The sequence below is a fragment of the Algibacter miyuki genome, assembly GCF_030409805.1.
Classification (GTDB): domain Bacteria; phylum Bacteroidota; class Bacteroidia; order Flavobacteriales; family Flavobacteriaceae; genus Algibacter; species Algibacter miyuki.
The window spans coordinates 205,701-230,519 of the sequence record NZ_JAUFQP010000010.1 but is presented as its reverse complement, the minus strand read 5'-3'; the positions used below and the strand labels follow the sequence as shown (position 1 = coordinate 230,519).

21 protein-coding genes are annotated in these 24,819 nt (G+C 35.1%); 16 read left to right on the top strand and 5 right to left on the bottom strand.

Annotation, left to right across the window (positions count from 1 at the left end; all coding sequences use genetic code 11):
* The first annotated feature begins 17 nt into the window (after window positions 1–17).
* From QWY92_RS08985 to QWY92_RS08950, 8 genes are all read left to right on the top strand, one after another.
* Complete coding sequence (locus QWY92_RS08985) at window positions 18–800, top strand: SDR family NAD(P)-dependent oxidoreductase (RefSeq protein ID WP_290270460.1); 783 nt, start codon at window positions 18–20, stop codon at window positions 798–800.
* Between the two features lie 38 nt (window positions 801–838).
* Window positions 839–1,693, top strand: a complete 855-nt coding sequence (locus QWY92_RS08980; RefSeq protein ID WP_290270458.1) for a fumarylacetoacetate hydrolase family protein — start codon at window positions 839–841, stop codon at window positions 1,691–1,693.
* On the top strand, window positions 1,693–2,517 hold the full coding sequence (locus QWY92_RS08975; RefSeq protein WP_290270456.1) for an amidohydrolase family protein: 825 nt from the start codon (window positions 1,693–1,695) through the stop codon (window positions 2,515–2,517). Before QWY92_RS08980 ends, QWY92_RS08975 begins: the two co-directional genes overlap by 1 nt.
* A gap of 34 nt (window positions 2,518–2,551) precedes the next feature.
* Complete coding sequence (locus tag QWY92_RS08970) at window positions 2,552–3,331, top strand: SDR family oxidoreductase (RefSeq protein WP_290270453.1); 780 nt, start codon at window positions 2,552–2,554, stop codon at window positions 3,329–3,331.
* 52 nt (window positions 3,332–3,383) lie between these two features.
* A complete protein-coding gene (gene fucP / locus QWY92_RS08965) occupies window positions 3,384–4,724 on the top strand; it encodes an L-fucose:H+ symporter permease (RefSeq protein ID WP_290270451.1) in 1,341 nt (446 codons plus the stop codon).
* Between the two features lie 18 nt (window positions 4,725–4,742).
* Window positions 4,743–5,072 carry an L-rhamnose mutarotase gene (locus tag QWY92_RS08960; protein WP_290270449.1) on the top strand — a complete coding sequence of 110 codons (330 nt, stop codon included), beginning with the start codon at window positions 4,743–4,745 and terminating at the stop codon, window positions 5,070–5,072.
* Window positions 5,073–5,352: 280 nt separating this feature from the next.
* Window positions 5,353–6,555 carry a BaiN/RdsA family NAD(P)/FAD-dependent oxidoreductase gene (locus QWY92_RS08955; RefSeq protein WP_290270447.1) on the top strand — a complete coding sequence of 401 codons (1,203 nt, stop codon included), beginning with the start codon at window positions 5,353–5,355 and terminating at the stop codon, window positions 6,553–6,555.
* 98 nt (window positions 6,556–6,653) lie between these two features.
* The gene (locus QWY92_RS08950) at window positions 6,654–7,943 is read left to right on the top strand and encodes an alkaline phosphatase family protein (RefSeq protein WP_290270445.1); all 1,290 of its coding nucleotides are present in this window, start codon (window positions 6,654–6,656) and stop codon (window positions 7,941–7,943) included.
* A gap of 28 nt (window positions 7,944–7,971) precedes the next feature.
* Here the strand turns inward: QWY92_RS08950 and QWY92_RS08945 are convergent, their stop codons facing one another.
* From QWY92_RS08945 to QWY92_RS08930, 4 genes are all read right to left on the bottom strand, one after another.
* Window positions 7,972–8,562, bottom strand: a complete 591-nt coding sequence (locus QWY92_RS08945; RefSeq protein ID WP_290270443.1) for a LutC/YkgG family protein — start codon at window positions 8,560–8,562, stop codon at window positions 7,972–7,974.
* 3 nt (window positions 8,563–8,565) lie between these two features.
* Window positions 8,566–9,945 (bottom strand): lactate utilization protein B, encoded by a 1,380-nt coding sequence (locus tag QWY92_RS08940; RefSeq protein WP_290270442.1) that lies wholly within the window; start codon window positions 9,943–9,945, stop codon window positions 8,566–8,568.
* A gap of 35 nt (window positions 9,946–9,980) precedes the next feature.
* Window positions 9,981–10,718 carry a (Fe-S)-binding protein gene (locus QWY92_RS08935; RefSeq protein WP_290270441.1) on the bottom strand — a complete coding sequence of 246 codons (738 nt, stop codon included), beginning with the start codon at window positions 10,716–10,718 and terminating at the stop codon, window positions 9,981–9,983.
* Window positions 10,719–10,928: 210 nt separating this feature from the next.
* On the bottom strand, window positions 10,929–11,801 hold the full coding sequence (locus tag QWY92_RS08930; RefSeq protein WP_290270439.1) for an AraC family transcriptional regulator: 873 nt from the start codon (window positions 11,799–11,801) through the stop codon (window positions 10,929–10,931).
* Window positions 11,802–12,141: 340 nt separating this feature from the next.
* Between QWY92_RS08930 and trxB the strand changes: the two genes are divergently transcribed.
* The 8 genes from trxB to QWY92_RS08890 all read left to right on the top strand — a co-directional run bounded on the left by trxB (window position 12,142) and on the right by QWY92_RS08890 (window position 19,670).
* Window positions 12,142–13,122, top strand: coding sequence for a thioredoxin-disulfide reductase (gene trxB, locus QWY92_RS08925; RefSeq protein ID WP_290270437.1), 981 nt, complete (start codon window positions 12,142–12,144; stop codon window positions 13,120–13,122).
* 257 nt (window positions 13,123–13,379) lie between these two features.
* Window positions 13,380–14,474 carry a sensor histidine kinase gene (locus QWY92_RS08920; protein ID WP_290270435.1) on the top strand — a complete coding sequence of 365 codons (1,095 nt, stop codon included), beginning with the start codon at window positions 13,380–13,382 and terminating at the stop codon, window positions 14,472–14,474.
* Between the two features lie 3 nt (window positions 14,475–14,477).
* Window positions 14,478–15,806: a sigma-54-dependent transcriptional regulator gene (locus QWY92_RS08915; RefSeq protein ID WP_290270433.1), complete on the top strand. Its 1,329-nt coding sequence runs from the start codon at window positions 14,478–14,480 to the stop codon at window positions 15,804–15,806.
* A gap of 443 nt (window positions 15,807–16,249) precedes the next feature.
* Window positions 16,250–17,551 carry a Glu/Leu/Phe/Val family dehydrogenase gene (locus QWY92_RS08910; protein WP_290270431.1) on the top strand — a complete coding sequence of 434 codons (1,302 nt, stop codon included), beginning with the start codon at window positions 16,250–16,252 and terminating at the stop codon, window positions 17,549–17,551.
* A gap of 26 nt (window positions 17,552–17,577) precedes the next feature.
* Window positions 17,578–17,997 (top strand): GreA/GreB family elongation factor, encoded by a 420-nt coding sequence (locus tag QWY92_RS08905; protein ID WP_290270420.1) that lies wholly within the window; start codon window positions 17,578–17,580, stop codon window positions 17,995–17,997.
* 13 nt (window positions 17,998–18,010) lie between these two features.
* Window positions 18,011–18,415 (top strand): hypothetical protein, encoded by a 405-nt coding sequence (locus tag QWY92_RS08900; RefSeq protein WP_290270418.1) that lies wholly within the window; start codon window positions 18,011–18,013, stop codon window positions 18,413–18,415.
* 31 nt (window positions 18,416–18,446) lie between these two features.
* A complete protein-coding gene (locus QWY92_RS08895; protein ID WP_290270416.1) occupies window positions 18,447–18,836 on the top strand; it encodes a hypothetical protein in 390 nt (129 codons plus the stop codon).
* 9 nt (window positions 18,837–18,845) lie between these two features.
* On the top strand, window positions 18,846–19,670 hold the full coding sequence (locus QWY92_RS08890) for a universal stress protein (protein ID WP_290270415.1): 825 nt from the start codon (window positions 18,846–18,848) through the stop codon (window positions 19,668–19,670).
* Between the two features lie 185 nt (window positions 19,671–19,855).
* Here QWY92_RS08890 and QWY92_RS08885 read toward each other — a convergent pair whose 3' ends face one another.
* A complete protein-coding gene (locus tag QWY92_RS08885; RefSeq protein WP_290270414.1) occupies window positions 19,856–24,751 on the bottom strand; it encodes a T9SS type B sorting domain-containing protein in 4,896 nt (1,631 codons plus the stop codon).
* Between the last annotated feature and the right edge of the window lie 68 nt (window positions 24,752–24,819).

The following is a 24,819-nucleotide window of genomic DNA, read 5'->3' as shown; positions in this document are numbered from 1 at the left end:
AAATTAAGCATATAAAAATGACAAAATTCAGTTTAAAAAATAAAGTGGCTCTTATAACAGGTGGCGGTAGCGGAATTGGTAAAGCCATATCTTTAACGTTTGCTGGGCAAGGTGCAGAAGTACATATTCTAGATTTTAATCTTGAAGCTGCGGAACAAACAGTTAAAGAAATTGAAGATTTAGGTGAAAAAGCAACGGCTCATAAATGTGATGTTTCGAACCAAGCTAATGTGGATAGTATTGTAAAAACAATTACCGAAAACGGAGCTATTGATATTTTAATTAACAATGCAGGTATTGCCCATGTTGGTAATGTTGAAGTATGTGAGGAAGCCGATTTAGATCGTCTTTACAACGTAAATATCAAAGGAGTTTACAATTGTATTAAAGCATGTTTGCCGGCATTAAAGAAAACCGGAAATGGTGTTATTTTAAACATTGCATCTATTGCATCTACAGTTGGTATTAACGATCGTTTTGCATATTCTATGACAAAAGGAGCCGTATTAACCATGACGTATTCTATTGCGAAAGACTTTATAAAAGATGGTATTCGTTGCAACTGTATTGCACCAGGACGTGTACATACACCTTTTGTTGATGGGTTTATTAAAAATAACTATCCAGGTAAAGAAGAAGAGATGTTTGAGAAATTATCGGCAACTCAACCTATTGGGCGTATGGGGAAACCTCAAGAAATGGCCGATTTAGTGCTGTTTTTATGTTCAGATGAGGCAGGGTTTATCACCGGTTCAAACTATGCCATCGACGGTGGTTTTGTAACATTAAACGGAAATTAAAAAAAACGATACTTTTACAAATATAAAATACAAATAAGATGAAATTAATAAGATTTGGAGCAGTAGGAAGCGAGCAACCAGGAGTGCAGTTAGAAGATGGAACTATAATCGACGTATCGGCATTTGGTAGCGATTATAATGAAGAGTTTTTTGGAAATGATGGTATTGGAAAACTAAAAACATGGTTAGAAACAAACCAAGCAAGTTGCCCAACAGTAGCAGACGATGTACGTTTAGGTGTGCCATTAACAAGACCATCAAAAATTGTTTGTGTTGGATTAAATTACGCACAACACGCAGCGGAAGCTGGTATGGATATTCCTAAAGAACCGGTATTGTTTTTTAAATCGACTACCGCTTTAGTGGGGCCTAATGATGATGTAATCATTCCGAAGAACAGTGAAAAATCTGACTGGGAAGTAGAATTAGCTATCGTTATTGGTAAAAAAGCATCTTATGTAGAAGAGGCAGATGCGATTGACCATATTGCAGGTTACGTTTTACATAACGATGTAAGCGAACGTGCTTTTCAAATTGAAAAATCTGGACAATGGTGTAAAGGAAAAGGTTGTGATACATTCGCGCCAGTTGGTCCTTTTATAGCAACAACAGACGAAATTGAAGATCCTAATAACTTAAATCTTTGGTTGAAAATTAACGGAGAAATGATGCAAAATAGCTCAACATCCGATTTTATTTTTAACGTACAACACGTGGTAAGTCATATCAGTCAATTCATGACGTTGCTTCCTGGAGATATTATTTCAACAGGTACGCCGTTTGGTGTGGGCTTAGGTTTAACACCTCCAACGTACTTAAAACCTGGCGATGTTATGGAATTAGGTATCGAAGGATTAGGTGTTTCAAAGCAATTAGTAAAGGCTTACAAATAATGAAAATTGATGCACATCAGCATTTTTGGAATTTCAATCCAGTTAGAGATAGCTGGATTGATGGTTCTATGGAAATACTTCAAAAAGATTTTCTTCCTAAGCATTTAAAACCCATTTTAGAAAACAATAGAATCGATGGCTGTATTGCTGTTGAAGCCAATCCATCGGAAGCTGAAACACAATTTTTGTTACAATTGGCTGATGAAAACAACTTAATAAAAGGTGTTGTTGGTTGGGTTGATTTATGTGCGGATAATGTTGAAGAACGTTTAAAATATTTTGCTGAAAATAAAAAATTTAAAGGTGTTCGTGCTTTATTGCAGGTAGAAAATGAAGATTTTGTTTTAGGAGAAGCCTTTCAGAATGGTATTAGTAAATTAAACCAATTTAACTTAACTTTCGACGTTCTAATTTTTCCAAAGCATTTAGAAAATGTGGTGAAGTTAGTTCAGGCATTTCCGAAGCAACAATTTGTAATCGATCACATGGCGAAACCACAAATTTCAAAAGGATTAGATGAAAATTGGGTAAAATATATAAACCAATTGGGAGCTTGTAAAAATGTAGCTTGTAAAATTTCTGGTATGGTTACCGAAACCGAAAATTTTAATTTTCAACCCGAAGAATTTACGCCATTTTTAGATGTTATGGTGAATGCTTTTGGAACCGAAAGATTATTGTTTGGGTCCGATTGGCCAGTATGCCTTTTAGCAGCAGAATATAAAAGTGTTTTACAAATTATTGAAAATTATTTTATCGATTTCTCGGAAGAAGAACAACGCCAAGTTATGGGAGGAAATGCGGTAAAAATTTACAATTTGTAAAAGAAGAACGACAACTAAAACTAAAATTCAAATTATGGATTTAAATTTAAAAGATAAAGTTATTATAGTAACAGGAGGCTCAAAAGGCATCGGGTTAGGGATTGTAGAATCTTTAATTCGTGAAGGTGCTAAACCTGTAATAATAACAAGAAATAAAGCGAGCGTAGACGAGGTTATCGAGACTTTTGAAAAACAAGGGATCGATATTTTTTATGCCCTTGCGGAACTTACCGACGCTGTACAATGTGAAAATGCTGTAGCCGCTGTAGTTGAGAAGTATGGACAAATTGATGGGCTTGTAAATAATGCAGGTGTTAACGATAGTGTTGGTCTAGAAAGCGGGAATTACGAAGGCTTCATGGAGTCTTTAAAACGTAATGTGGTACACTATTATTTAATGGCACATTATGCACTTCCGGAGCTTAAAAAGAGTAAAGGCGCTATTGTAAATATTGGTTCCAAAACAGCCGATACGGGGCAAGGTGGAACATCAGGTTATGCAGCTGCAAATGGTGGACGAAATGCTTTAACCAGAGAATGGGCAGTAGAATTATTGCCATATAGCATCCGTGTAAACGCCTTAATTGTTGCTGAATGTTACACGCCACTATACGAAAAATGGATTAGCACATTCCCTGATAAGGAAGAAAAATTGGCGGCTATTACTAAAAATATTCCTTTTGAAAATCGTATGACCACCGCTGAAGAAATTGGCGATACTGTGGCCTTTTTATTGTCTAGTAAATCGGGGCATACTACAGGGCAATTATTGTATGTCGATGGTGGTTACACACATTTAGACCGTTCTATATAATCACGACTTTTCAAAACAAAATACATCACACTAAACCAACTAATTAATTAGCATGAACACGACTCAAAAAATACCAGTAGTATCTAAAAAGGTACTTATTCCATTCATACTTGTCACGTCTTTATTCGCCCTTTGGGGGTTTGCAAACGCAGTAACCGACCCAATGGTAAATGCCTTTAAAAAGGTGTTAGAATTAACAAACACGCAAGCATCTTGGGTACAAATGGCATTTTACGGTGGGTATTTTTGTATGGCTTTACCAGCCGCAATGTTTATGCGTAAATACTCGTATAAAGTGGGTGTTTTAATTGGTTTAGGTTTGTATGCAGGTGGTGCATTATTGTTTTATCCAGCAGCGATTACCGAGCAATTTTGGTTTTTCTGTTTAGCGTTATATGTGTTAACCTTCGGATTAGCATTTTTAGAAACAGCGGCAAATCCATATATACTTGCTATGGGAGCCAAAGAAACAGCAACCCAACGTTTAAATTTAGCGCAATCGGTAAATCCAATTGGGTTAACAGCTGGTTTATTGGTAGCAAAATACTTTGTTTACGATAAACTACAATCTGATGATATTGCAGATTTTAGCGCCTTAGACGATGCAAAAAGAGCCATGATTAAAGTGGCCGATTTAGCTGTAATTCGCGATCCGTATGTGGTTTTAGGTCTGGTAATTTTAGCTGTATTTGTATTGTTTTTAGTCAATAAAATGCCTCAATCTAAAGAGGACGGCGTGATGCCAAGTTTGGGTGAAACTTTTAAGAAATTAACGGCCAATAGTAAATACGTTTTAGGTGTTGTAGCTCAAATATTATATGTAGGTGCACAAATTATGACGTGGACGTACATTTATCAATATGCCGAAGCTATCGATTTAGCCAACATAAACGTTGCTGGTTACGAAAAAATAGATGTTTTTGCATACCAATTTGTAGCCTTTGTATTATTTACAGTAGGTAGAATTGTAGGTACAGCGATGTTGCGTATTATGAGCCCAGGCAAATTATTAATGACCTTCGCTCTGTTAGCCGGTGCATTTGTTGCGGGCGCTATTTTTATTGAAAGCATTGTTGGCCTATATTGCGTAGTTGGTATTTCATTTTGTATGTCGTTAATGTTCCCAACAATTTACGGAATAGCATTAAACGATTTAACGGAAGAACAATCTAAAGTAGGTTCAGCCGGATTAGTTATGGCTATTGTTGGTGGTGCTTTATTACCAATGTTGCAAGGTATGATAATCGATGCTGGCGGAAGCGGTGTTGCCGATACTAAAATTATGGGTGTTGCCGAAGTTAATTTCTCCTTTATTTTACCATTAGTATGTTTTTGTTATATCGCTTGGTATGGTATGCACGTGTTCAAAAAGCACGAATCAAAAACGGTATAAATTAGAAAAATAGCACATATGAAAAAATATTGTTTCGCTTTAGATTTAGTTGATGATGCAAAGTTAATCGAAGATTATAAGATAGCTCATCAAAAGGTTTGGCCAGAAATCATCAAAAGTATTAAAGACGCTGGTATAGAAGATTTAGAAATTTATTTAGTAGGCAATCGTTTATTTATGATTATGAAAGTAAACGAAAGTTTTTCATTTGAAAAGAAGAACGATATGGATGCCAATAATCCGACAGTTCAAGAATGGGAAACGCTAATGTGGAAATACCAACAAGCGCTTCCTATGGCTAAAGAAGGCGAGAAATGGATGCTTATGGAAAAGATTTTCCAGTTATAGAAAAATACTTAATTTGTTTTCGTTTACACGGAAAAAATAATATTATAAAGCTCAAAAATAGAAATGTTTTTGAGCTTATTTTTTTTATGAAATTTATAAGAATTAAAGAGAAAAGACGCTATCTAAAAGATGAATTAATGCAATATTCAACGAACTTAATTTTTAAGAATCAATTTATATGCTTAAGTTTCGGTTTTTAGTTTTCAGTTTTTCGAAATATGACACAGAATAATACGATATTCCAAAAGGGCTCTTTTCATTTAAAATACTTAATTTTTAGATGAAAAAACTAACTATTATTGGTGCTGGGCCAGCGGCACTTATGCTCGCGGCTCAAATAGATACCACAAAATATGAGGTTACTTTGTGTGAAAAGAAAAATACGGTAGGCCGGAAGTTTCTAGTGGCTGGTGAAGGTGGTTTAAATCTAACCTTTAACGCGTCTTTAGAAGCGCTTATAGCACAATATCATCCCAGTGCATTTATGGAGCCAAGTCTACGTGAGTTTACCAATCAGGATTTTATAAATTGGCTTAATAAGCGTGGTGTTTCAACATTTGTTGGGTCGAGTAATCGGGTGTTTCCAGAACGCGGTGTAAAGCCTATTGAAGTCCTTAAAACGATGGTTGATCATGTCGCTTCACGTGGTATTCAATTTCAATTAAATACGACTTGGACGGGGTGGAATACCGACGGACAAGTGACTTTTGAAAAAACAGGTAAAACTTCAGAAATTGTAAAGTCCGATATTGTTGTTTTTGCATTAGGAGGAGCTAGTTGGAAAGTTACAGGTTCCGATGGTCATTGGAAAAGCGCTTTTGAAAATAAAGGAATAAATGTGAAACCTTTTCGAGCAGCCAATTGCGCTTTTGAAGTGCCGTGGAATTCCGATTTTATAAAGATTCATCAAGGGAAACCTTTGAAAAACATAGCGCTTAGTTTTAATGGATTGTTCGCCAAAGGCGAGTTGGTTGTTTCCGAATTCGGACTAGAAGGCAACGCTATTTATGCCTTAAGCAGGAAAATCCAAGATCAATTATTAACTAAAAAAGAGGTTGTTATTCATTTAGATTTGAAACCAAAAACCACTTTGGAGGTGTTAAAATCGAAGTATAAAAAGTCCACCCGTTCTAAGGTTACAGATATTTTAAAACACGATTTAAATCTCGACCGAACAGCCGTTGGCGTACTAAAACAATTTACCGACAAAAACACATTTTCAAACCCCAATTTGCTAGTTGAAACCATAAAAGCTGTTCCTGTGGTTATTAAATCTGCAGGAGTGTTAGACGAGGCTATTTCCACTTTAGGTGGTGTTGCTTTAGATGAAATAGACGCCAATTTTCTATTAAAAAAAATACCGAATACTTATATTATCGGGGAAATGCTAGATTGGTATGCGCCCACAGGAGGATATTTACTACAAGGTTGTTTTAGTATGGGCGCGACTTTGGCAAAGTACTTCAATGCTTTAGATGAATAGTGCTGGTTAATAAATTTATTTTATAAATTTGGGTTTTAATTATTGAGTAAGACGTTTTTTTTCAATATCTAACGTTTAGCAAATTCTAAGGTACCAACATGAAAAAAAATAAGTTTATATACATCTTCATTGTAATGTTAGGCTTGGCTAGTTTGTCAGCTTGTAAGTCAAGGTCTAATATTGTAGAGCCTTCGGAACTTGTGTTAACCAAAAATTCAAAAGCATCACTTGAAAAACCATATGTTATATTAGTATCTCTAGATGGTTTTCGTTGGGATTATGTAGAGCGTTTTAAACCTCCACATCTTACAAATTTCGTTAATAATGGGGTTAAAGCAACGTCGTTATTGTCGTCTTTCCCTTCGAAAACTTTTCCGAATCATTACAGTATTGCTACGGGTATGTACCCCGATAAACATGGTTTGATTGGGAATTCGTATTACAATTATAAAAAGGAAGCCATCTATTCTATAGGGAATAGAGCTGTAGTTGAAGATGGTACGTTTTATAACGGAACGCCAATTTGGGTGCATGCTGATAACCATAAAATGGTTTCGGCAAGCTACTTTTTTGTAGGATCTGAAGCAGATATCCAGGGTGTAAAGCCAACGTATTATCATAAGTACGACGGAAAAGTCAAAAATGAAGTTCGGGTTGCAGAAAGTTTAAAATGGCTAGATTTACCCGAAGAAGAACGTCCACACATCATCACCATGTATTTTTCAGATATGGATGATATTGGGCACAAATACGGCCCTAATAATGATGAGAAATTAAAAAAAGCGTTGTTTGATTTGGATGAAAATTTAGGGGCTTTATTTTCAGGAGCTGCAGCAACAAATTTGCCGGTAAACATTATTATTGTTTCAGATCATGGGATGACGGAGCTTAAAACGGAGAATTTTATCTCTACGGAAAGCATTGAAAATAGTGATTTATTTAGGGTAATTGATAATGGTGCTATTTTAAATATCCATCCTAAAAAAGACGTTTCAATAGCTAATGTTTTAGAATATTTAAAACCTTTAGAAAATAATTTCAAGGTTTATAAAACGGAAAACACACCAGGTTTTGAGTACGTACCTAAAAATAAAGATTGGGGAAGCGTTCAAATTATTCCAGGTTTTGGATACTATTTTTCCAAGGCGGCACGTATAATATCTCTGAAATCTGAAGGGATTTCACATGTGGGAGTCCATGGTTTCGACCCTGAATATAAAGATATGCAAGGCATTTTTTATGCAAACGGACCCGATTTCAAAAAAGGCTACAGCATACCTACAATAAAGAATGTAAATGTTTACCCTTTAATGTGTGCGTTGTTAGGTTTAAAAATTCCAAACGATATTGATGGCAATTTAAACGAGATTAAAGCTGTTTTAAAATAAGGTTAAAGGTTATTTCTAAGCCGATTTCCTACTTCAAAAATAAGGTTAAACTTAAAGCACCGTGAGCACCAATTACTAAGGATTGTTCGATATCAGCGGTTTTAGAAGGGCCCGCTATAAATACACCATAATCATTTTCACCGCCTGCGCTAATCTTCTCGTAAGCTTGATGCATATATGGCAGAATATTTTCTCGAGAAACCACAATAACCAAGTGTTTGGTTATAAATGGAAGTACGCGCATAGGCAGTTGCTTATCGGTTACCCAAACCGATCCGTTTTCGGCAACAGCCAAATCGCTTTCAATAATTAAAATATCTAAGTCTTCTAAATCTTGTGGTTTTTTTATTTTGGATAAATCAACGGTATTAAACGCTGCGGAGTTTTCTAAAGCTGAAAACTTCACTTTTGCATCAGGAAATAAACCTTCTATTTGAGAAATTACGGCGTCGTTAGTTGTGGTTTCTATCACGTTTCCACCAACAACTTCAACTTTCTTTGTAAATTCTTTTACCAAATCTAATCCTTCATTAAAAAGAGATAAATCTATGTTTGGAAGCGGAAGTGCTTCTGGTTTATTAGCTTCTATTCTACTTAATATATGGTCTCTGCTGCTCATTGTTTAATCTTTTTTACCTTTATTTTCTTCTCTCTTTTTGTACCAATCATCAAAACTTTCTTTTGGACCTGTTGGTAAATCACGTGCTTTTCCCCAAGCGTTCGGTTTTGAGTTTATTACCGATTTTGGTAAATTCCGAAGTGACCAACGTGCTATTTTTCCAACCTTTTCAAACTGCATTGGTTTGGCAAAAACGGTGCCCATAATTTCCATAGACTTCTTTTTTATAAAAGGCTGTGGCGTTTCTTTGGTAATAATTTGGCGCCATTTATAAAGTTGCGAATGGATGTCGATTTTCACCGGACAAACATCGGAACAAGATCCGCAAAGGGTAGAGGCAAAGGGTAAAGTGCTGTGTTTTTTTAAATCTTTTCCAGGTGATAAAATAGAACCGATTGGTCCGGGAATAGTGGCGTCGTAACTATGTCCGCCGCTACGTCTGTAAATTGGACAAGTATTCATACAAGCACCACAACGAATACAATGTAAAGAGGCTCTAAAATCAGGACGACTTAACTGCTCAGATCTTCCGTTATCTACAATTACGATGTGCATTTTTCTACCATCGCTTGGCTTTTTAAAATGAGACGAATATGTGGTTACAGGTTGGCCTGTAGCCGAACGTGCCAATAAACGTAAAAACACCGCAAGATGTTCTTGTTTTGGAATTATTTTTTCAACACCCATGCAAGCAATATGTACAGGTGCTAAATGGGCACCCATATCAGCATTACCTTCGTTGGTACACACTACAAAACCACCAGTATCTGCAATGGCAAAATTAACGCCTGTAATGGCAGCATCGGCTTCAATAAATTTTTGTCTTAAATGTTTTCGGGCTTCTTGTGTTAGATATTGTGGGTCTCCATCGCAAGGTTTTGTGCCTAAATGTTCCTGGAACAACTCGTCTACTTCATGTTTGTTTTTGTGGATGGCTGGCAATACAATATGACTCGGCGGCTCTTTGGCCAATTGCACAATACGTTCACCTAAATCGGTGTCAATAACTTCAATACCATCAGCTTCCAAATATGGATTTAAGTGGCACTCTTCGGTTAACATCGACTTACTTTTTACTACTTTTTTTGCGTTGTTATCCTTTAATATTTTATGAACAATTTGGTTGTGTTCTTCTCCATTTGCAGCCCAATGTACCTCTACACCGTTTTTATTAGCGTTGGCTTCAAATTCACGTAAATAAATATCTAGATTAGAAAGCATGTGGGCTTTTATACCATGCCCTAAGTTTCGGAGTTCTTCCCAACCTTGTACATGGTGTACAGATTTGTCACGTTTATGGCGCACAAACCATAAGGCTTTATCGTGCCAATCGACTTTTTTTTCGTCTTTATTAAATATACTAGCTAGTTTAGGATGGCTCATAATGTTTTAAATTTATGAAAGTTTTGGCTGTTAAATTAAAGTGAACTGTTTAAAATTTCGGCAATATGAAGAATTTTTAACGGCTGCTTATTACGGTTAACTAAACCTTCTAAATGCATTAAGCACGAGGTGTCGGTGGCAGTTATTACTTGCGCACCACTATCTAAATGGTCTTTAATTTTATCTTTTCCCATTTTTACAGAAACAGCTTCTTCGGATACAGCAAATGTGCCTCCAAATCCGCAACATTCATCGCTTCGTTTAACGGGAGTTAATTCAACGCCTTTAACTTCTTTTAGTAAATCTTCTAAGTAAGAAAATCGAGGTCCAACGACTTCAGAACATGAGCCCAAACGCAAACCACGTAATCCATGACAGCTTTTATGAACACCCACCTTAAACGGGAATGATGCACCTAAATCTTTCACTTTTAAAATATTTACAATGAAATCACAAAGTTCGTAAACATTATTTCTAACGTTGGTAACATCTTCGGTTTGTGGAATAATGTTATAATGTTTTTTTACATGATAAGCACAACTTCCGGAAGGCGTAACGATGTAATCGAAATCTTTAAAATTATCAACAAAATTATTGCAAGCACCAACCGATTCGCGCTCGTAACCAGAGTTAGCCATGGGTTGTCCGCAGCAGGTTTGTCCCGAAGGATACGCCACATCTACATTAAGTTTTTCCAAAACCTCTAAAGTAGCTTTGCCTACCTGAGGGTAGAGTTGATTGATGTAACACGGAATAAATAAACCTACTTTCATAAATTAATAATTAAGTTTTATAAAAAATCGAACGTCTCGTTTGTGTAATTATAAGGCTTTAACGGAAATAAAAATGTATTCCTGTTGTTTTACGACCTATAATAAGATGAGGCAAAGTTAAGAGGAATAATGACACTAAACTTCCTAAAATTTGACTGGTGTTGATACTTTTTTTGCTGATTCTCGATGAAATTGACTTTTAAGGCAATTTTAGTTGTGCTTTCTTTTGTGCTTTTCTAAATATTCCGAAGGTGTATAATTCATCACAATTTTAAATTGTCTATTGAAATTGGATATGTTGTTAAAGCCCGATTCATAACAAATCTTTGAGATGTTAAATCGGTTTTCTAGCAACAATTTACAAGCATAACCTATACGGATTTCTGCCACATATCTAGAGAATGTTTTCTTGTTAACACGTTTAAAATAGCGGCTAAAGGCAGATGGGTTCATGTGTGCTATTTCGGCGGCCTTGTTTAAAGTAATATCTAAATTGAAGTTTTTAAAAATGTACGCCTGCACATTATCTTGGGTATCACTTTTCGAGGCTTTAAACGAATTAATAAAGCCTTGACTTGAAAGTTTTTTAGTGTCCGTATGTTTCGCTAAGGCATGTAAAATATTTAAAAAAGCCATGGTTTTTTCAAAACCTTTGAGCTCTAGCATGTGTTCAATATCGTTAATCAGTTTTTTATTAACATTTAAAAATTTAATTCCGAAGGAAGCACGCTTGAATAATTCTAAGATATGAACCATTTCTGGCGTTTCGAAAAACTTTGGCCCTAAGTAGTTTTCTTTAAAATGAATAGCAATCGCTTTTGCCGTTTGTTTCGAAGTTTGTTCAAAGTAACCATCGTCGTTAAGCCACATGTGTGGTAGGTTTTTACCCATTAATACCACATCGCCAATACCGAATTTTTCAACACTATCACCAATAAAACAAGTGCCTTCACTTTTTAAAACCACTACCAATTCTAACTCTGGATGGTAATGCCATATTTTTAAAAAATAAGGGTATTCGTTAATTTTTGTGGTGAACGAGCTGTTGGTTAGGTTGCTACGATCTAAAAGGTGCAGTTTCATTTTTTAAGTTAGTATAGTTGGTAGTTAATAGACCCAAAATAATAAAAAAGGTTTAATACGGCAATAATAATATTGCTATTGTTTTGTTAATTGTGATTCTAAGTAGCAGTCATAGTTTGTTTAATGTGCCGTTAAATATTACAATTGTTGCTAATAATTTAATAGATATCGCTTTTTGCGTGGACATTTTAGAGATAACACTACAAGTTGTTTTATAAGGGCAAGCTATTGTGTTATAAAAACTGTTGATAACTTATATGTAAGGATTCGCACAAAAATTCTACTTTTGTTATACCAATTTCATAGTTAAATTGGGCTTAATAAAAATCTAAAAGCAATTATGTCTGATACAATTGAAAAATTAAAATGCTTAATTATAGGATCTGGACCAGCAGGTTATACTGCAGCGATTTATGCGGCAAGAGCCAATATGAGTCCTGTTTTATATCAAGGAATACAACCAGGCGGACAATTAACAACAACCAATGAAGTTGAAAATTTTCCAGGTTATCCAGAGGGAGTTACAGGACCTCAAATGATGATGGAATTACAAAAACAAGCAGAACGTTTTGAAACTGATGTACGTGACGGTTGGATTACTAAAGTTGATTTCTCTGGTGATGTACATAAAGTTTGGGTAAATGATACTAAAGAAATTCACTGTGATACTGTAATTATTTCAACAGGGGCTTCTGCTAAATATCTAGGTATAGAATCTGAACAAAAATATTTAAAACTAGGTGGTGGTGTTTCTGCTTGTGCAGTTTGCGACGGCTTTTTCTATAGAAACCATGAGGTTGTTATTGTAGGAGCAGGAGATTCTGCTTGTGAAGAAGCTCACTATTTATCTAAACTTTGTAAAAAGGTGACCATGTTAGTGCGTCGAGATGAATTTAGAGCGTCTAAAATTATGGCTGCTCGTGTTCAAAACACAGAAAATATTGAAATTTTATTCAATACGGAAACAGAAGAAGTTTTAGGTGATGGCCAAGTTGTTACAGGAGTAAGAGTTTTAAATAATAAAACGAAAGAAACTCAAGATATTCCTGCCACAGGATTTTTTGTAGCTATTGGGCATAAACCAAATACAGATATCTTTAAAGATTTTATTGATATGGACGAAACAGGATACATTAAAAATGTACCAGGTCGTGCTTTAACAAATGTTGAAGGTGTATTTGTTTGTGGAGATGCTGCAGATCATGTATACCGTCAAGCTGTTACAGCTGCAGGTACAGGATGTATGGCTGCTTTAGATGCAGAACGTTATTTAGCTGCTAAAGACTCTTCTTTTGAGGTAAGCACTTCAAACTATAACTAAGAGTGTTATAAAATATTTTTTTTAATATGAAGAAAAGACTGCTTGAAAAAGCGGTCTTTTTTTGTTTAATAGAATAGAGGACGTTTCATTTTATAAGCTGAAATTCATTTAAATAAGTTTTATTGACGCGAAATAATTAAAGAAAATTTCAAGTCGATATTATTTTATGGAAGGTTTTAATTTTTGTATTTTAATACATTAAAATGACGTTTATAAATAAGTAGAATTACAGGCGTTTTCTAAAGAAAAATAGAGCGATGAGTAAAGTAACCGATGAAGCATTAAAAGAACGTATAAAAGAGCTTACCTGCCTTTACGAAGTGTCATCGAGCATTAGTAATGCCGACCCGGAGCGCATTGAAGCCGCTCTAGAAGCCATTGCAAAAAGTTTGCAAAAAGCATTTTTGTATCCCAAAAAAATAGGGATTAGCATTCAGGTAAAAAACTTAGCAGTGCAAACCGGAAAAGACCCGAAAAATGTGGCTTCAATTCAGTCGGAAATCAAGATTTTTAATGAAGTAAAAGGCTATGTTCTTTGTAGTTTAAATGCGGCTAATTTTAAAGCCGAAGATTTTTTAAATGAGGAACAACTGCTACTTGATAATGTGGCTTTAAAAATTGGTGATTTATTTGAGCGTATTGAAATTCAGAATAGTGAAGCCGCCTTAAAAAAACGCATGGAACATGCCGATAGATTAGGCATACTTGGAGAGATAACTGCCGGAATAGCACACGAGCTTAATACGCCATTAGCCAATATTTTAGGTTTTGCCGAATTACTGAAATCTGATTTTGAAGATGATAAAAAAGTATCGGGCGATTTAAATAAAATTATTGATAATGCCATTTTCTCTAGAGAAGTTTTAAAAAAGTTAATGTTTTTCGCATGTGAAATGCCGCAAGAAATGAAACGGGTTAACCTGGTACCAACTATAAAAAGTGCTATCGATTTACTCGACGCTTCTTTTAGAAAAGAAGAGGTTAAATATTTAGTGAAAATTGAAGATGAAACACTGTGGCTAAAGGCCGATCCAATTCAGCTCACTCAAATTATGTTCAATTTACTCATGAATGCTATTTATTTTTCGCCAAAAGGCGGTTTGGTAACCATGGAAGCTTTGCAAACAGAAACGGATATTATTTTAAAAATTCTAGATGAAGGTTCTGGATTTACACCCGAAGCTTTAGAAAAAGTATTTCAGCCGTTTTATACTACAAAACCTATGGAAGATGGTTCAGGACTTGGCTTAAGTGTGGTGCATGGTATTGTAGCGTCTCATAAAGGCACTATAAAAGCAGAGAATAGACCACATAAAGGCGCTATATTTACAATTACTTTACCAAAAAACTAAAGCATGCCATTACGTAAAGAAAATATATTAATTGTTGATGATGATGTTCATATTCTAGAACTATTACAACGGCATTTACAGTCGTGGAATTATCATACTTATAAGGCTATTTCTGTAAAAGAAGCGGTTACTATTTTACGAGATACTAAAATAGATTTACTTATTACAGATTTAAAAATGCCCGAAATTGATGGAGCAGAACTCATCAAATTTGTTTCAGAACATTATCCTAAATTACCAAAATTAGTAGTTACAGGTTATCCTTCGGTTCAAGATTCGCTCACGTTTATAAAATCTCGTGTGGTCGATTATTTAACGAAACCATTCACGAGAGAGGAACTTCAAAATGCGGTTAATAAATCGTTGGCCATTTCTAACGAAAACAATCAAAAAACGATTCAACCTTCCGAAGAAAAAAATAAAGCTTACGGCGATATTATTGGAGAATCTGAAGAAATACAGAGTGTTATTCAAATTATCGAACGGATAAAAGATAACAAAGCCACTGTATTTATTAACGGAGAAAGTGGTACAGGAAAAGAACTCGTAGCTCGTGCGATACATTACCAAGGTAAATTTGCTAGAGCACCTTTTATTGTGGTAAACTGCGGTGCCATACCCGAAAATTTGTTGGAAGCAGAGTTATTTGGTTACGTAAAAGGGGCTTTCACGGGAGCGGATACTAATAGAGATGGCTTTTTTCAGGCGGCTCATGGTGGTACTATTTTTTTAGATGAAATAGGTAATGCTCCGGTAGCTGTGCAGTTACGCTTATTACGTGTGTTGCAAGAAAAGGAAGTGATTAAAGTGGGTGCACAAAAGCCTGAGAAAATTGATATTCGAATTATAGCAGCAACTAATAGCGATTTGCGCGATATGATTAGGAAGCAAACCTTTCGAGAAGATTTGTTTTACAGATTAACAGTTGTGGAAATTCATGTAGCTCCATTGCGAGAACGTAAGGAGGATATTCCGGTTTTGGTTGATAAATTTCTGTTTAAATATGGCGTAGAATATAAAGATCGATTTATAAAAATAACACCCGAAGCTTTGGCTATATTGCATCGATATAATTGGCCAGGGAATATTCGAGAGTTAGAAAATGTAGTGCAACGTGCTGTAATTATGTGCGATAAAATTATAAATGTGGCCAATTTACCCGAACATTTAAAATATACTTTTGAATTTAACGATAATGCCTTTGAACCTCTAAAAGTTGTCGAAAAAAAATATATAGAAAAAGTATTGAGAGCCACAGGTAATAACAAAACTAAGGCCGCCGAAATTCTTCAAATAGATAGAAAAACCATTCGTCAAAAGCTTTCAGAATAACTTCTTTTTGTTGAGACATTTTCTCCCAACCGGGTAATTTTGTACCGGTTTAAAAAAACAATTCATTTCTTTAAGTATAAGCAAAACCCTTTATTCATAAAGGGTTTTCGTGTTTCTATACCTAGCGTCATTCCGCATGGCACAAGAGTTGCCTTTTATGGTATAAGAATAAAAAATATTATAAAATGAATACAAATCAATTTAATATATGCCCAAGTTGTATACACAAGGACGTTTGTGTGCTAACATCTCAAAAGGAAAAAGTTTGGTCGTGTAGTGAGTATGATATGGAGGAGTTAAGTTCTCGATTTGTTCCACCCGTTTTAACCTTAGAAAAAAAGATGCGAAGGCAGTTATAGTATCTGAAAATAGAGGAAAGTTTAAACAGATAAAACAACCCCAATAAATGTTGTTTAAAGTGAAAAATATTAAAAACAGAAAAGATGATTGCAGAAGCAGAATTAAATAAAAAAGTAGTAAAAAAACCATTGCGAGGGATGATGGAAAATGTTTTAAATCAGTTTAACAGTGCGGCTGATAAAATTAACCTTCATCCTAATATTCGCAAGATCTTAAGTATTACCAATAACGAAATTATTGTTCATTTTCCTGTAAAAATGGATAATGGCGAGGTTGAGATTTTTACCGGTTATCGTGTACAACACAATAACGCATTAGGCCCATATAAAGGTGGTTTACGTTATCACCCAACGGTAGATATCGATGCCGCGAGAGCGCTTGCCATGTGGATGACATGGAAAACATCTTTGGCTGGTTTGCCTTACGGTGGAGGTAAAGGGGGAATTCAGTTAGACCCTTCTAAATATTCAACATCAGAATTAGAACGTATAACAAGACGTTTCACTTTTGCTTTAGCCGATAATATTGGGCCAGAACATGATATTCCTGCTCCAGATGTGAATACCAATAGCCAAACTATGGCATGGATTTCGGACACTTATATGAGTACGCGTCCGCCAGCAGAACGTTCAGCAAATTTACACGTTGTTACTGGTAAACCTGCCGGAAGTGGAGGTTTAGAAGGTCGCGATCGCGCAACGGGTTACGGTGTTTTTTTAACTATTAAATTTTGGGCCGACAAGAATGAAACTAATCTTGAAGGTAAAAAGTTTATTGTGCAAGGATTTGGTAATGTTGGGTATTGGGCATCTTATTTTTTAGAAAAAGAAGGCGCTATTCTTGTAGCGGTACAAGATGCTTTTGGTAGCATTGAAAACCAAAAAGGTATTGGTGTAGAAAACTTGTTTAATTATGCTAAATCTAATGCGGGCAGTATTGTAGGTTTTCCTGTTGCTAATGATACCGCTAATGATACGTTTTTCGGAATAGATTGCGACATTTTAATTCCTGCAGCCTTGGGGAATCAAATTACAAAAGAAAATGCGCCACACATAAAAGCAAGCCTTATTGCTGAAGGAGCTAATGGGCCTACAAATGTAGAAGGCGAACAGATTTTAATTGAAAAAGGAGTGACTATAATACCTGATATTTTATGTAATTCAGGAGGTGTTATTGGAAGTTATTTTGAATGGTTGCAAAACAGAAATGGAGAGCTTTGGCAGTTGGATGAAGTGGTTGCAAAACTTGATAAAAAATTAAAAGAATCGTTTAATAAAGTTTATGAATATTCTATAAAAGAATCTTTGGATATGCGCACAGCAGCCTATTGTATTGCTATAGAACGCATAGAGAAAGCCTATGTGTTAAGAGGGATATTTCCATAAAGAGAATTGATAAAAATAAAATAAAAATGAAGTACGGTAGCTTAATATTAGAGAAAAAAGAATACGTTTATTTAAAGCGTATACTTAATGTGTCTGGTTATGCGGGCGATTTTGAGACTCAAAATTCTTTGCAAAAACTAAGTGATGAGCTCAAAGAAGCTCAAATAATGGATAATGAAAAAATGCCAAGCGACGTTATCCGCTTTAATAGCAAGGCTACTTTAATTTTTGAGAATGGCATAGAAAAAACATTGCAATTGGTTATTCCAACCGAGAGAAATGTGCATCAAAATAAAGTTTCAATTTTAGCACCTATGGGTGCAGCGCTAATTGGTTATGCCGAAGGTGATACAATTATTTGGGATTTTCCGGGAGGAAGGCATCATTTAAAAATAGCCCAAGTAAATCAAGAAGAAACCGCTAAAGGTTTAAATCTAGTAATTTAAAAAATCTTTAAAAATGAAAACAGAACATTTAGAAATTTACGATCATGATTCTGATGTTGATATTACACATAAAATCAACACCAGTGAACTGGGGAATTGGATTAACCATGTTAAATATATTCAAAAAGAATTGGATAATATAACAGGTATATATAATGCTGTAAGTCAAAAAGTAGAAGCAGATGATGTCTTAGATAAGTTATCAAAAAAGCAAGCAGAAAATCAAATCTTACTCAATGCACTTAATAAATATGTGTTATTACGCTCGAACTTAATTGAATGTGATGACATGCAATGCGATATGGTATACATAACAGAACATGAAAGTTATAGAAGAAGTTACCTCTACCATATTGATAAATACAGACGATTAAAAGATGAAGTGTTTAGTGTTATACATACTAAACTAACACTGTAAAAAAAGAATAGTACTTAATTAATAAAAATTTTTGGACCATATTTTATTACATAGAATAGACAATCAAAGGCGACTTTGTATTCAAAAAGATTTAAAAGAATTAAATCTTTGGCTCTATACATTAGAACAATTTAACAACAAATTAGATTGCTTTATTGTTTTAGAAAAACGGCTTATTCAAAATCCGTCGGTTGAAAATCTAATTAAAGCACTCCGTCGAAAAAATGTTTTACTTACAGGAGCATTTTGTAAGTATAGTCAGGATTTGAAAATTGAATTTGAATACGGTAAAACAGAGTACAATGAAGCACGGGCTAAGTTGCACGATAAAAGAAGAGAACAGTATAAGCTCATATTGAAAGAGTTCACTGATTTTGAAACACATATTTATAAATTGTTAATGCGGTATAAACTTAAATAATTAGAAAACATGAAAAAGATTTTAATTCCCACAGACTTCTCTACAAATAGTTACAAGGCTATCAATTATATTACAGAGCTCTTTAAAAATGAGGACTGCGCGTTTTATTTTCTTAATGTTTATAATTATGGAGCAGGCGGTTTAAGTGCTATAGAAATGCTGCAGGCAGATGATGAATGGTTTGAAAAACCTAAAGAAGAATCTTTACAACGCTTAGGCGATTTACTCGAAGAATACGCTGTAAATAGGAATAATGAGAAGCATGAATATCATGTTATTTCTGAAGGATTATCTCTAGTGAAAGCTATAGAGAAGCATATTGAAAGTGTAAATGTGGATTTAATAGTCTTGAAAGGTGATGCGAAAATCAGTAAAAATATAGAAGCTATTGTTGGAAAAATTAGAACTTGCCCCGTTTTGGTTGTTCCTCCATACGCTTCTATGAATAAAAAAATCAATCTAACTATAGCGTCAAATTTTACCGAAGAAGTGCAAACTAGAGAAATTGATAGCTTTTTAGAAACCTTTAAAAACACTAATTTTAAAGTGACCGTTTTAGCACTTACTAGTGAGGAAAATATGCCAGAAGAAACTAGTAGGAATATTAAATTACTGTGCACCCATTTAGAAAATCAAACAGATAAAGCTGTTATCGTAGAGTTTACGGAAAAATCTAGTAATTTAAAAAAATATGCAACTTCTCATCTTAATAATATTATGTGTGTAGTCGATAAAAAACCAGATCTACTTAGAAAAATTGGGTTATGTAAATCTAAAGTTATTTCTACCTTAGAAAAACTTCATAAAAACCCGGTTTTAACTATCCATCAGTAACTCATTTGTGTTCATAGATTGGAGTTTAAAAACTAATGTGTAACACAAAACAGTAAAGCGAAGGATAGTATATAAACAAAAGCCTTTCAGATATATAATTTATATCCGAAAGGCTTTTTTTCGTTTTAAAATAAAGAATAATATTGACTTATCCTTTTTGAAAGAGCGCAACTTAATTTACACTGTTATCGTTTCAGTGAGAAATGCCCTCTTAAATCAAAAGCATTACCATCTTGTACTATTTTTGCTAGATACCAATAGTCATCTGCGGGTAAGTTTTGTCCATTAAAAGTGCCATCCCATCCGTCTGAAGCATGAGTTAAGGTTTTTAATAGTTTTCCGTAGCGGTTATAAATATAGACTACCGTGCCAGGCAATTGGTTCGCTCCAATAACATGCCAGGTGTCGTTATATAAATCGTTGTTTGGTGTAAAGTACTTCGGAATATCAAATACAAATACGCTTCTAGTAGCATCCATACATCCATTTAAATCTCTCACGGTTATCAAATGTTCTCCAAATGGAACATCTGCGAAGAAGTTGGACGTTTGTGGTTCTCCGTTGTCTAAAATATAAACATAATCGCCTATGCTTCCGGAACGGATATTTACAGTAATACTATTAGGATCTGCAAAATGTACGGTTGGAGGAGCGATATCAATAATAGCAGCATCGGATTTTTCTACTATAAAATCATGAGAATATTCGCAACTAGGACCAGAAGGGTAAGGTCGGGTTACGGTAACACTATATGGTCCGTCAGCATCGGGTTGTACAAGTATTTCAGGTGTAGTAGCGCCAGTAGACCATAAGTATTGGTCTCCTGGTACAAAGGTTTCTGCGCTAATGGTAATCGCGGAATCGTTACAAATTGGAATAATTTTGTTTAAGTCAACAATAGGTAATGGGTTGATATAGGTGTTAAATTGCGTAAACGAGTAGCAAGATGTTACATTCGATTCTAACCTAACATATATGGTTTCGCCATTTTCCGAAGTATATAAAGGGTTTAGTGCATTTGTACCCGATTCCGCATCGGTAATATTGGTGTAATAAGTAATTTGATGAGAGCTAGCATTTTGACCATTTAGAATAGCGGGGTTTGCATCAGTAAGGTCGAATTCAAATAAGCCATCTGCATCATCATCGCAAGCAATTAAATCTGCAGGAGTTGAAGCTATACGAGGTTTAATATGAATGGTTAAGTTAACAGGAACCACAATATGGCAACCATTAGAAATAGATGTAACTCTAATGTAAAATGTATGATTTAAATTACTATATGTAAAGATATCGGGCAGAGGAAACATGTTGTTTTCTGCATTATTCATGGAGCTGTGGTAGGTAATTGTTACGGTACTTGCATCATCCACAATAAGTAGGTCTATTTGTGATAAATCATAACTATCGCTGTCGTTATCACAAATTTCTATAGGTTGTATAGGTAATGTAATCGGTGGTAAATTAACAGTTAAATCGAGGGGTATAACACTGTAACAGCCCGTTAATGTATTGGTTACCTTAATATAAACGGTTTGCGTTGCTGAACTGAAATTGGTTGGGTCGGTTATTTCCCCTGAGTTATCAAAGCCATCATCGGTATTGATGTCATCAAAATTTTCGAAATAATTAATACTTAAGTTAGATTGAATTCTATCATATATTTCAAATTCAGCATCTTCTAAATTGAAATTTGTAATCCCATCATAATCGTTATCACAACTGGTTAAACCTGCGGTAACTTCCGAAATGTCTGGAGCCGCAATAATATTTAAGCTCAACGTTTCAACAACATAGCACAATGAATTACTACTTTCTATACGCACATAAAGCGTTTGTGGGTTTACTCTATTGGTGTAATTGGTGGTTGATAAAGGGTTGTTATTACGCTCAGCTTCTAATTCAGTAAGGTGATAAGTAACATTAATAGGGTTGACAACGCCCGCTTTAATTTCAATGGTTTTCGAGTTTAAATCGAAGTCTGCAATTTCATCATTGGTAATATCATCACAAATTAAATATAGAGATGGTTTGTTGTAAATAGGTTCGGGAGCTACCTCTAAAGTAAAAGAGCTTGTTGCAAAGCAATCGGTATCGGTTACGTTTTCTACCCGAACATAAATGGTTTGCATTGGAGCTGTATTGTTGTAAATCACATTTTTGTCAATAGGAATAGTAAATGAAGCATCTTCAAAATAGAAAACTTCTTTACCCGTTTGTCCATTTAAAATATCAGAATCTTTTTCAACCAATAAAAAATCGGCTGTACTATCGCCATCTACTTCACAAATTTGAAAGTTAGAAATGGTGTCGAAAACAGGTTCTGTGTTTACAATAATTTGTTGTTCTACAATGTTGTAGCACCCCGAGGTATTGCCGCTACTTTCTATTCTAACAAAAATAGTTTGAGTATTTGCATTGTAGGCTGTTGGTGTAACTATAGGGTTTATGGCATTGTTGGCATCGTCTAAATCGGTGAAATAACTAAAGGTTACAATGGATGGATCAGCAACAATCTCAGCTTGATTATCTTCTAAATTTATAATAGCAAAACCGTCTAAATCACTATCACAAACTTTAATATCGTCTGGAGGCGTTGCAGCGGGAGCGGTCTTAATTTCAATTTGAAATGGGTTGATGGTAGAGCAGCCTGTAGATTCATGCTCTATACGCGCATAAATAGTTTCTATGCTGCTGGTGTTTGTATAGAATGGAGGCAATTGGTTTGTGTTATTTTCTGCATCTACCAATTCGCCAAAATAAGTTACAGAAAATTCAGTATGATTATTTAGTACGGTTGGATCTAAGGAATGTAAATCAATACTAACCTCAGGATTTTCGTCAGGAGAGCAATAGGGTAGTGGTACCGCTGGATTGAATAGTAATATGGGGTTAACCACTAATGTAATATCAGAAACTTCAGCGCAACCTGTTAGTGTGTTTTCTAAAGCAATAAATAATCTCGTTGGACTTTGCGCTGTGTATAAAACCGATTTATTAATGGGGTTTATGTTTGCATTTCTATCATCTTCACTTTCAAAAAAGTTGATTTCAATAGGGTCTGGTAAATCGTTCGCAATATAAGTTTCAACAGAATTTAAGTTGAATTGTTCAACATCATCCGGATCTTCATTAGTGTCGCAAAGCGCAAAAAAACCAGTGTCGGTTCCTGTAAGTAGTAAGTTGGTATGCACTTCTAAAGGAACAATAGTGGGGCAACCGGTATTGTCATCTTCAATACGCACATATAATGGTCTAAATCCAGGCTCTCCGTCCGGATTAATATATTCATAGTTGGTTTGGTTTGCTATGGGATTCGTTCCATTTTGAGCATCATTTATACTTTCGTGAAAAGTGACGGTAACATTGGTTAACCCTTGAAGAATATCGTCTATAGACTGTGTTAAATCGAAGCTTGCTGCGCCATCTTGATCGCTATCACAAGCATCCATAAATTGCGTGTCTCTATTTACAATAGGACTTATGGTGATGTTCACGGCAAGTTCGGTATAGTTTATACAACCTGTATCAGGATCTTCAACTCGAACAAAGACACGCTCATTTGTAGTATTTATATTTTGATATGGAGACGGTATCGGGTTGGCACCAGTATCAGCGTCGGGTTGGCTATAGTGGTAGCTAACCAGTAAATCGGTTTGGCCACGTGTAATTTCATCATCCTTTTGTGTTAAATCGATAATGGCTTTGCCATCAGGTAAATCGTCTGTGTCACAAGCTTCAAGTGTTGTTGGGGTGTCAATTAGTGGTAACGGGTTAACATACAAATTAAAATTAGTGTAAGTAAAACAACCTGTATTTAAATCTTCAATACGTACAAATATATTTTGCGGATTGGAAAGCGTATTTGGAATGGGCGTTAAAATAGGGTTGATATTGGCGCGAGCTTCAGTTTCGTTATAATGATAAGAAAACGTGTAATTTGTAAAAGGAATATTAGCTCTTAAAGCATCACTTTGGGTTGATAAATCAAATATTTCAATTTCATCACCTCTGCTATCATCACATAATTCATAATCAGGAATAGGCGTGATGTCTTCTTCAATATTTAATAGAATGTCAATCTCGTCAGATTCTACGCAATCGCTACCGTTTAAAGTAACCGTAACTTCTATGCGGTAAAGGCCGCTGGTAGTTGCTGTATATGTTGGGTTAGTAGCTCCAGATATTGGCGTGTTATTTCTAAACCATTGATAATTTGCATATGGGTTATTGATGTTTCCATCCAAAAGCGCAGCGCTTTCGCAACTTGTAATATCTTCACCTAAATCTAATATTTTAAAACTATCTCCTTCAATGAACACAGCGGAATCAAAAGTACCATCAGTTTGGTCGGCAATAATAAGTTTTACGTGGTAAGATACGTAAGGGGTAATGGTGGTAGAGGCTGTTAAAACAGTTGTTCTTCCAATATAGTTTGTGTCTCCATTATTGTAGCCTGCGAAATATTCGTCGTTTTCGGCAGCACAAGCTGGAAGTAAGTTTGGGTGTACCGTACTTGTATTCACCGGTGTTGTGGTACCGGGTATAATTGCTATATTTTCGTAGGGACCTGCGCTTCCTGTTTCTTTAATTAGAAAAACAAAACCATCGGAAACTTGACATGGGTTAACTCCATCATAATCTTCGGAAGCAAATAAATAGTTAAACTGAAATTGGCTAGAAATTGATACAATGTCAAACTCAATTGAAGTAGCATTTAGTGTATTGCTAGTGCCCAAAGCAGCTTCTAAATCTGGATCGGTGCCCCAAACGGTTGAACCTTCGCTTAGCGGAATTGATATTTCGCCATTACCTCCAGATTCTGCAGCTCCGGTGGAAAGCATAATACCTGTTTCAAATGGAAAATTAGATCCTGCACGCTCAAAATACCCATAACTTTGAAAGCCATAAGCCGAACCGTTTATAGCCGATTGCACATTAGAAATATCCACACATCCATCAACCAAATTATCTTCCACTAAAGCCTGTAAACCCATGCCGCCATCTACAGATATTTTTTGCGCATAAGCAGAGGAGCAACTACAAATGAGTAGAATTAATAGGGAGTACAGTAATCTCATAGCTGGTAGGTTATTAGCCGCTTTTTTTATGTTGTAATTTCGCACTCGATTGGAGATCGAAATGCTGT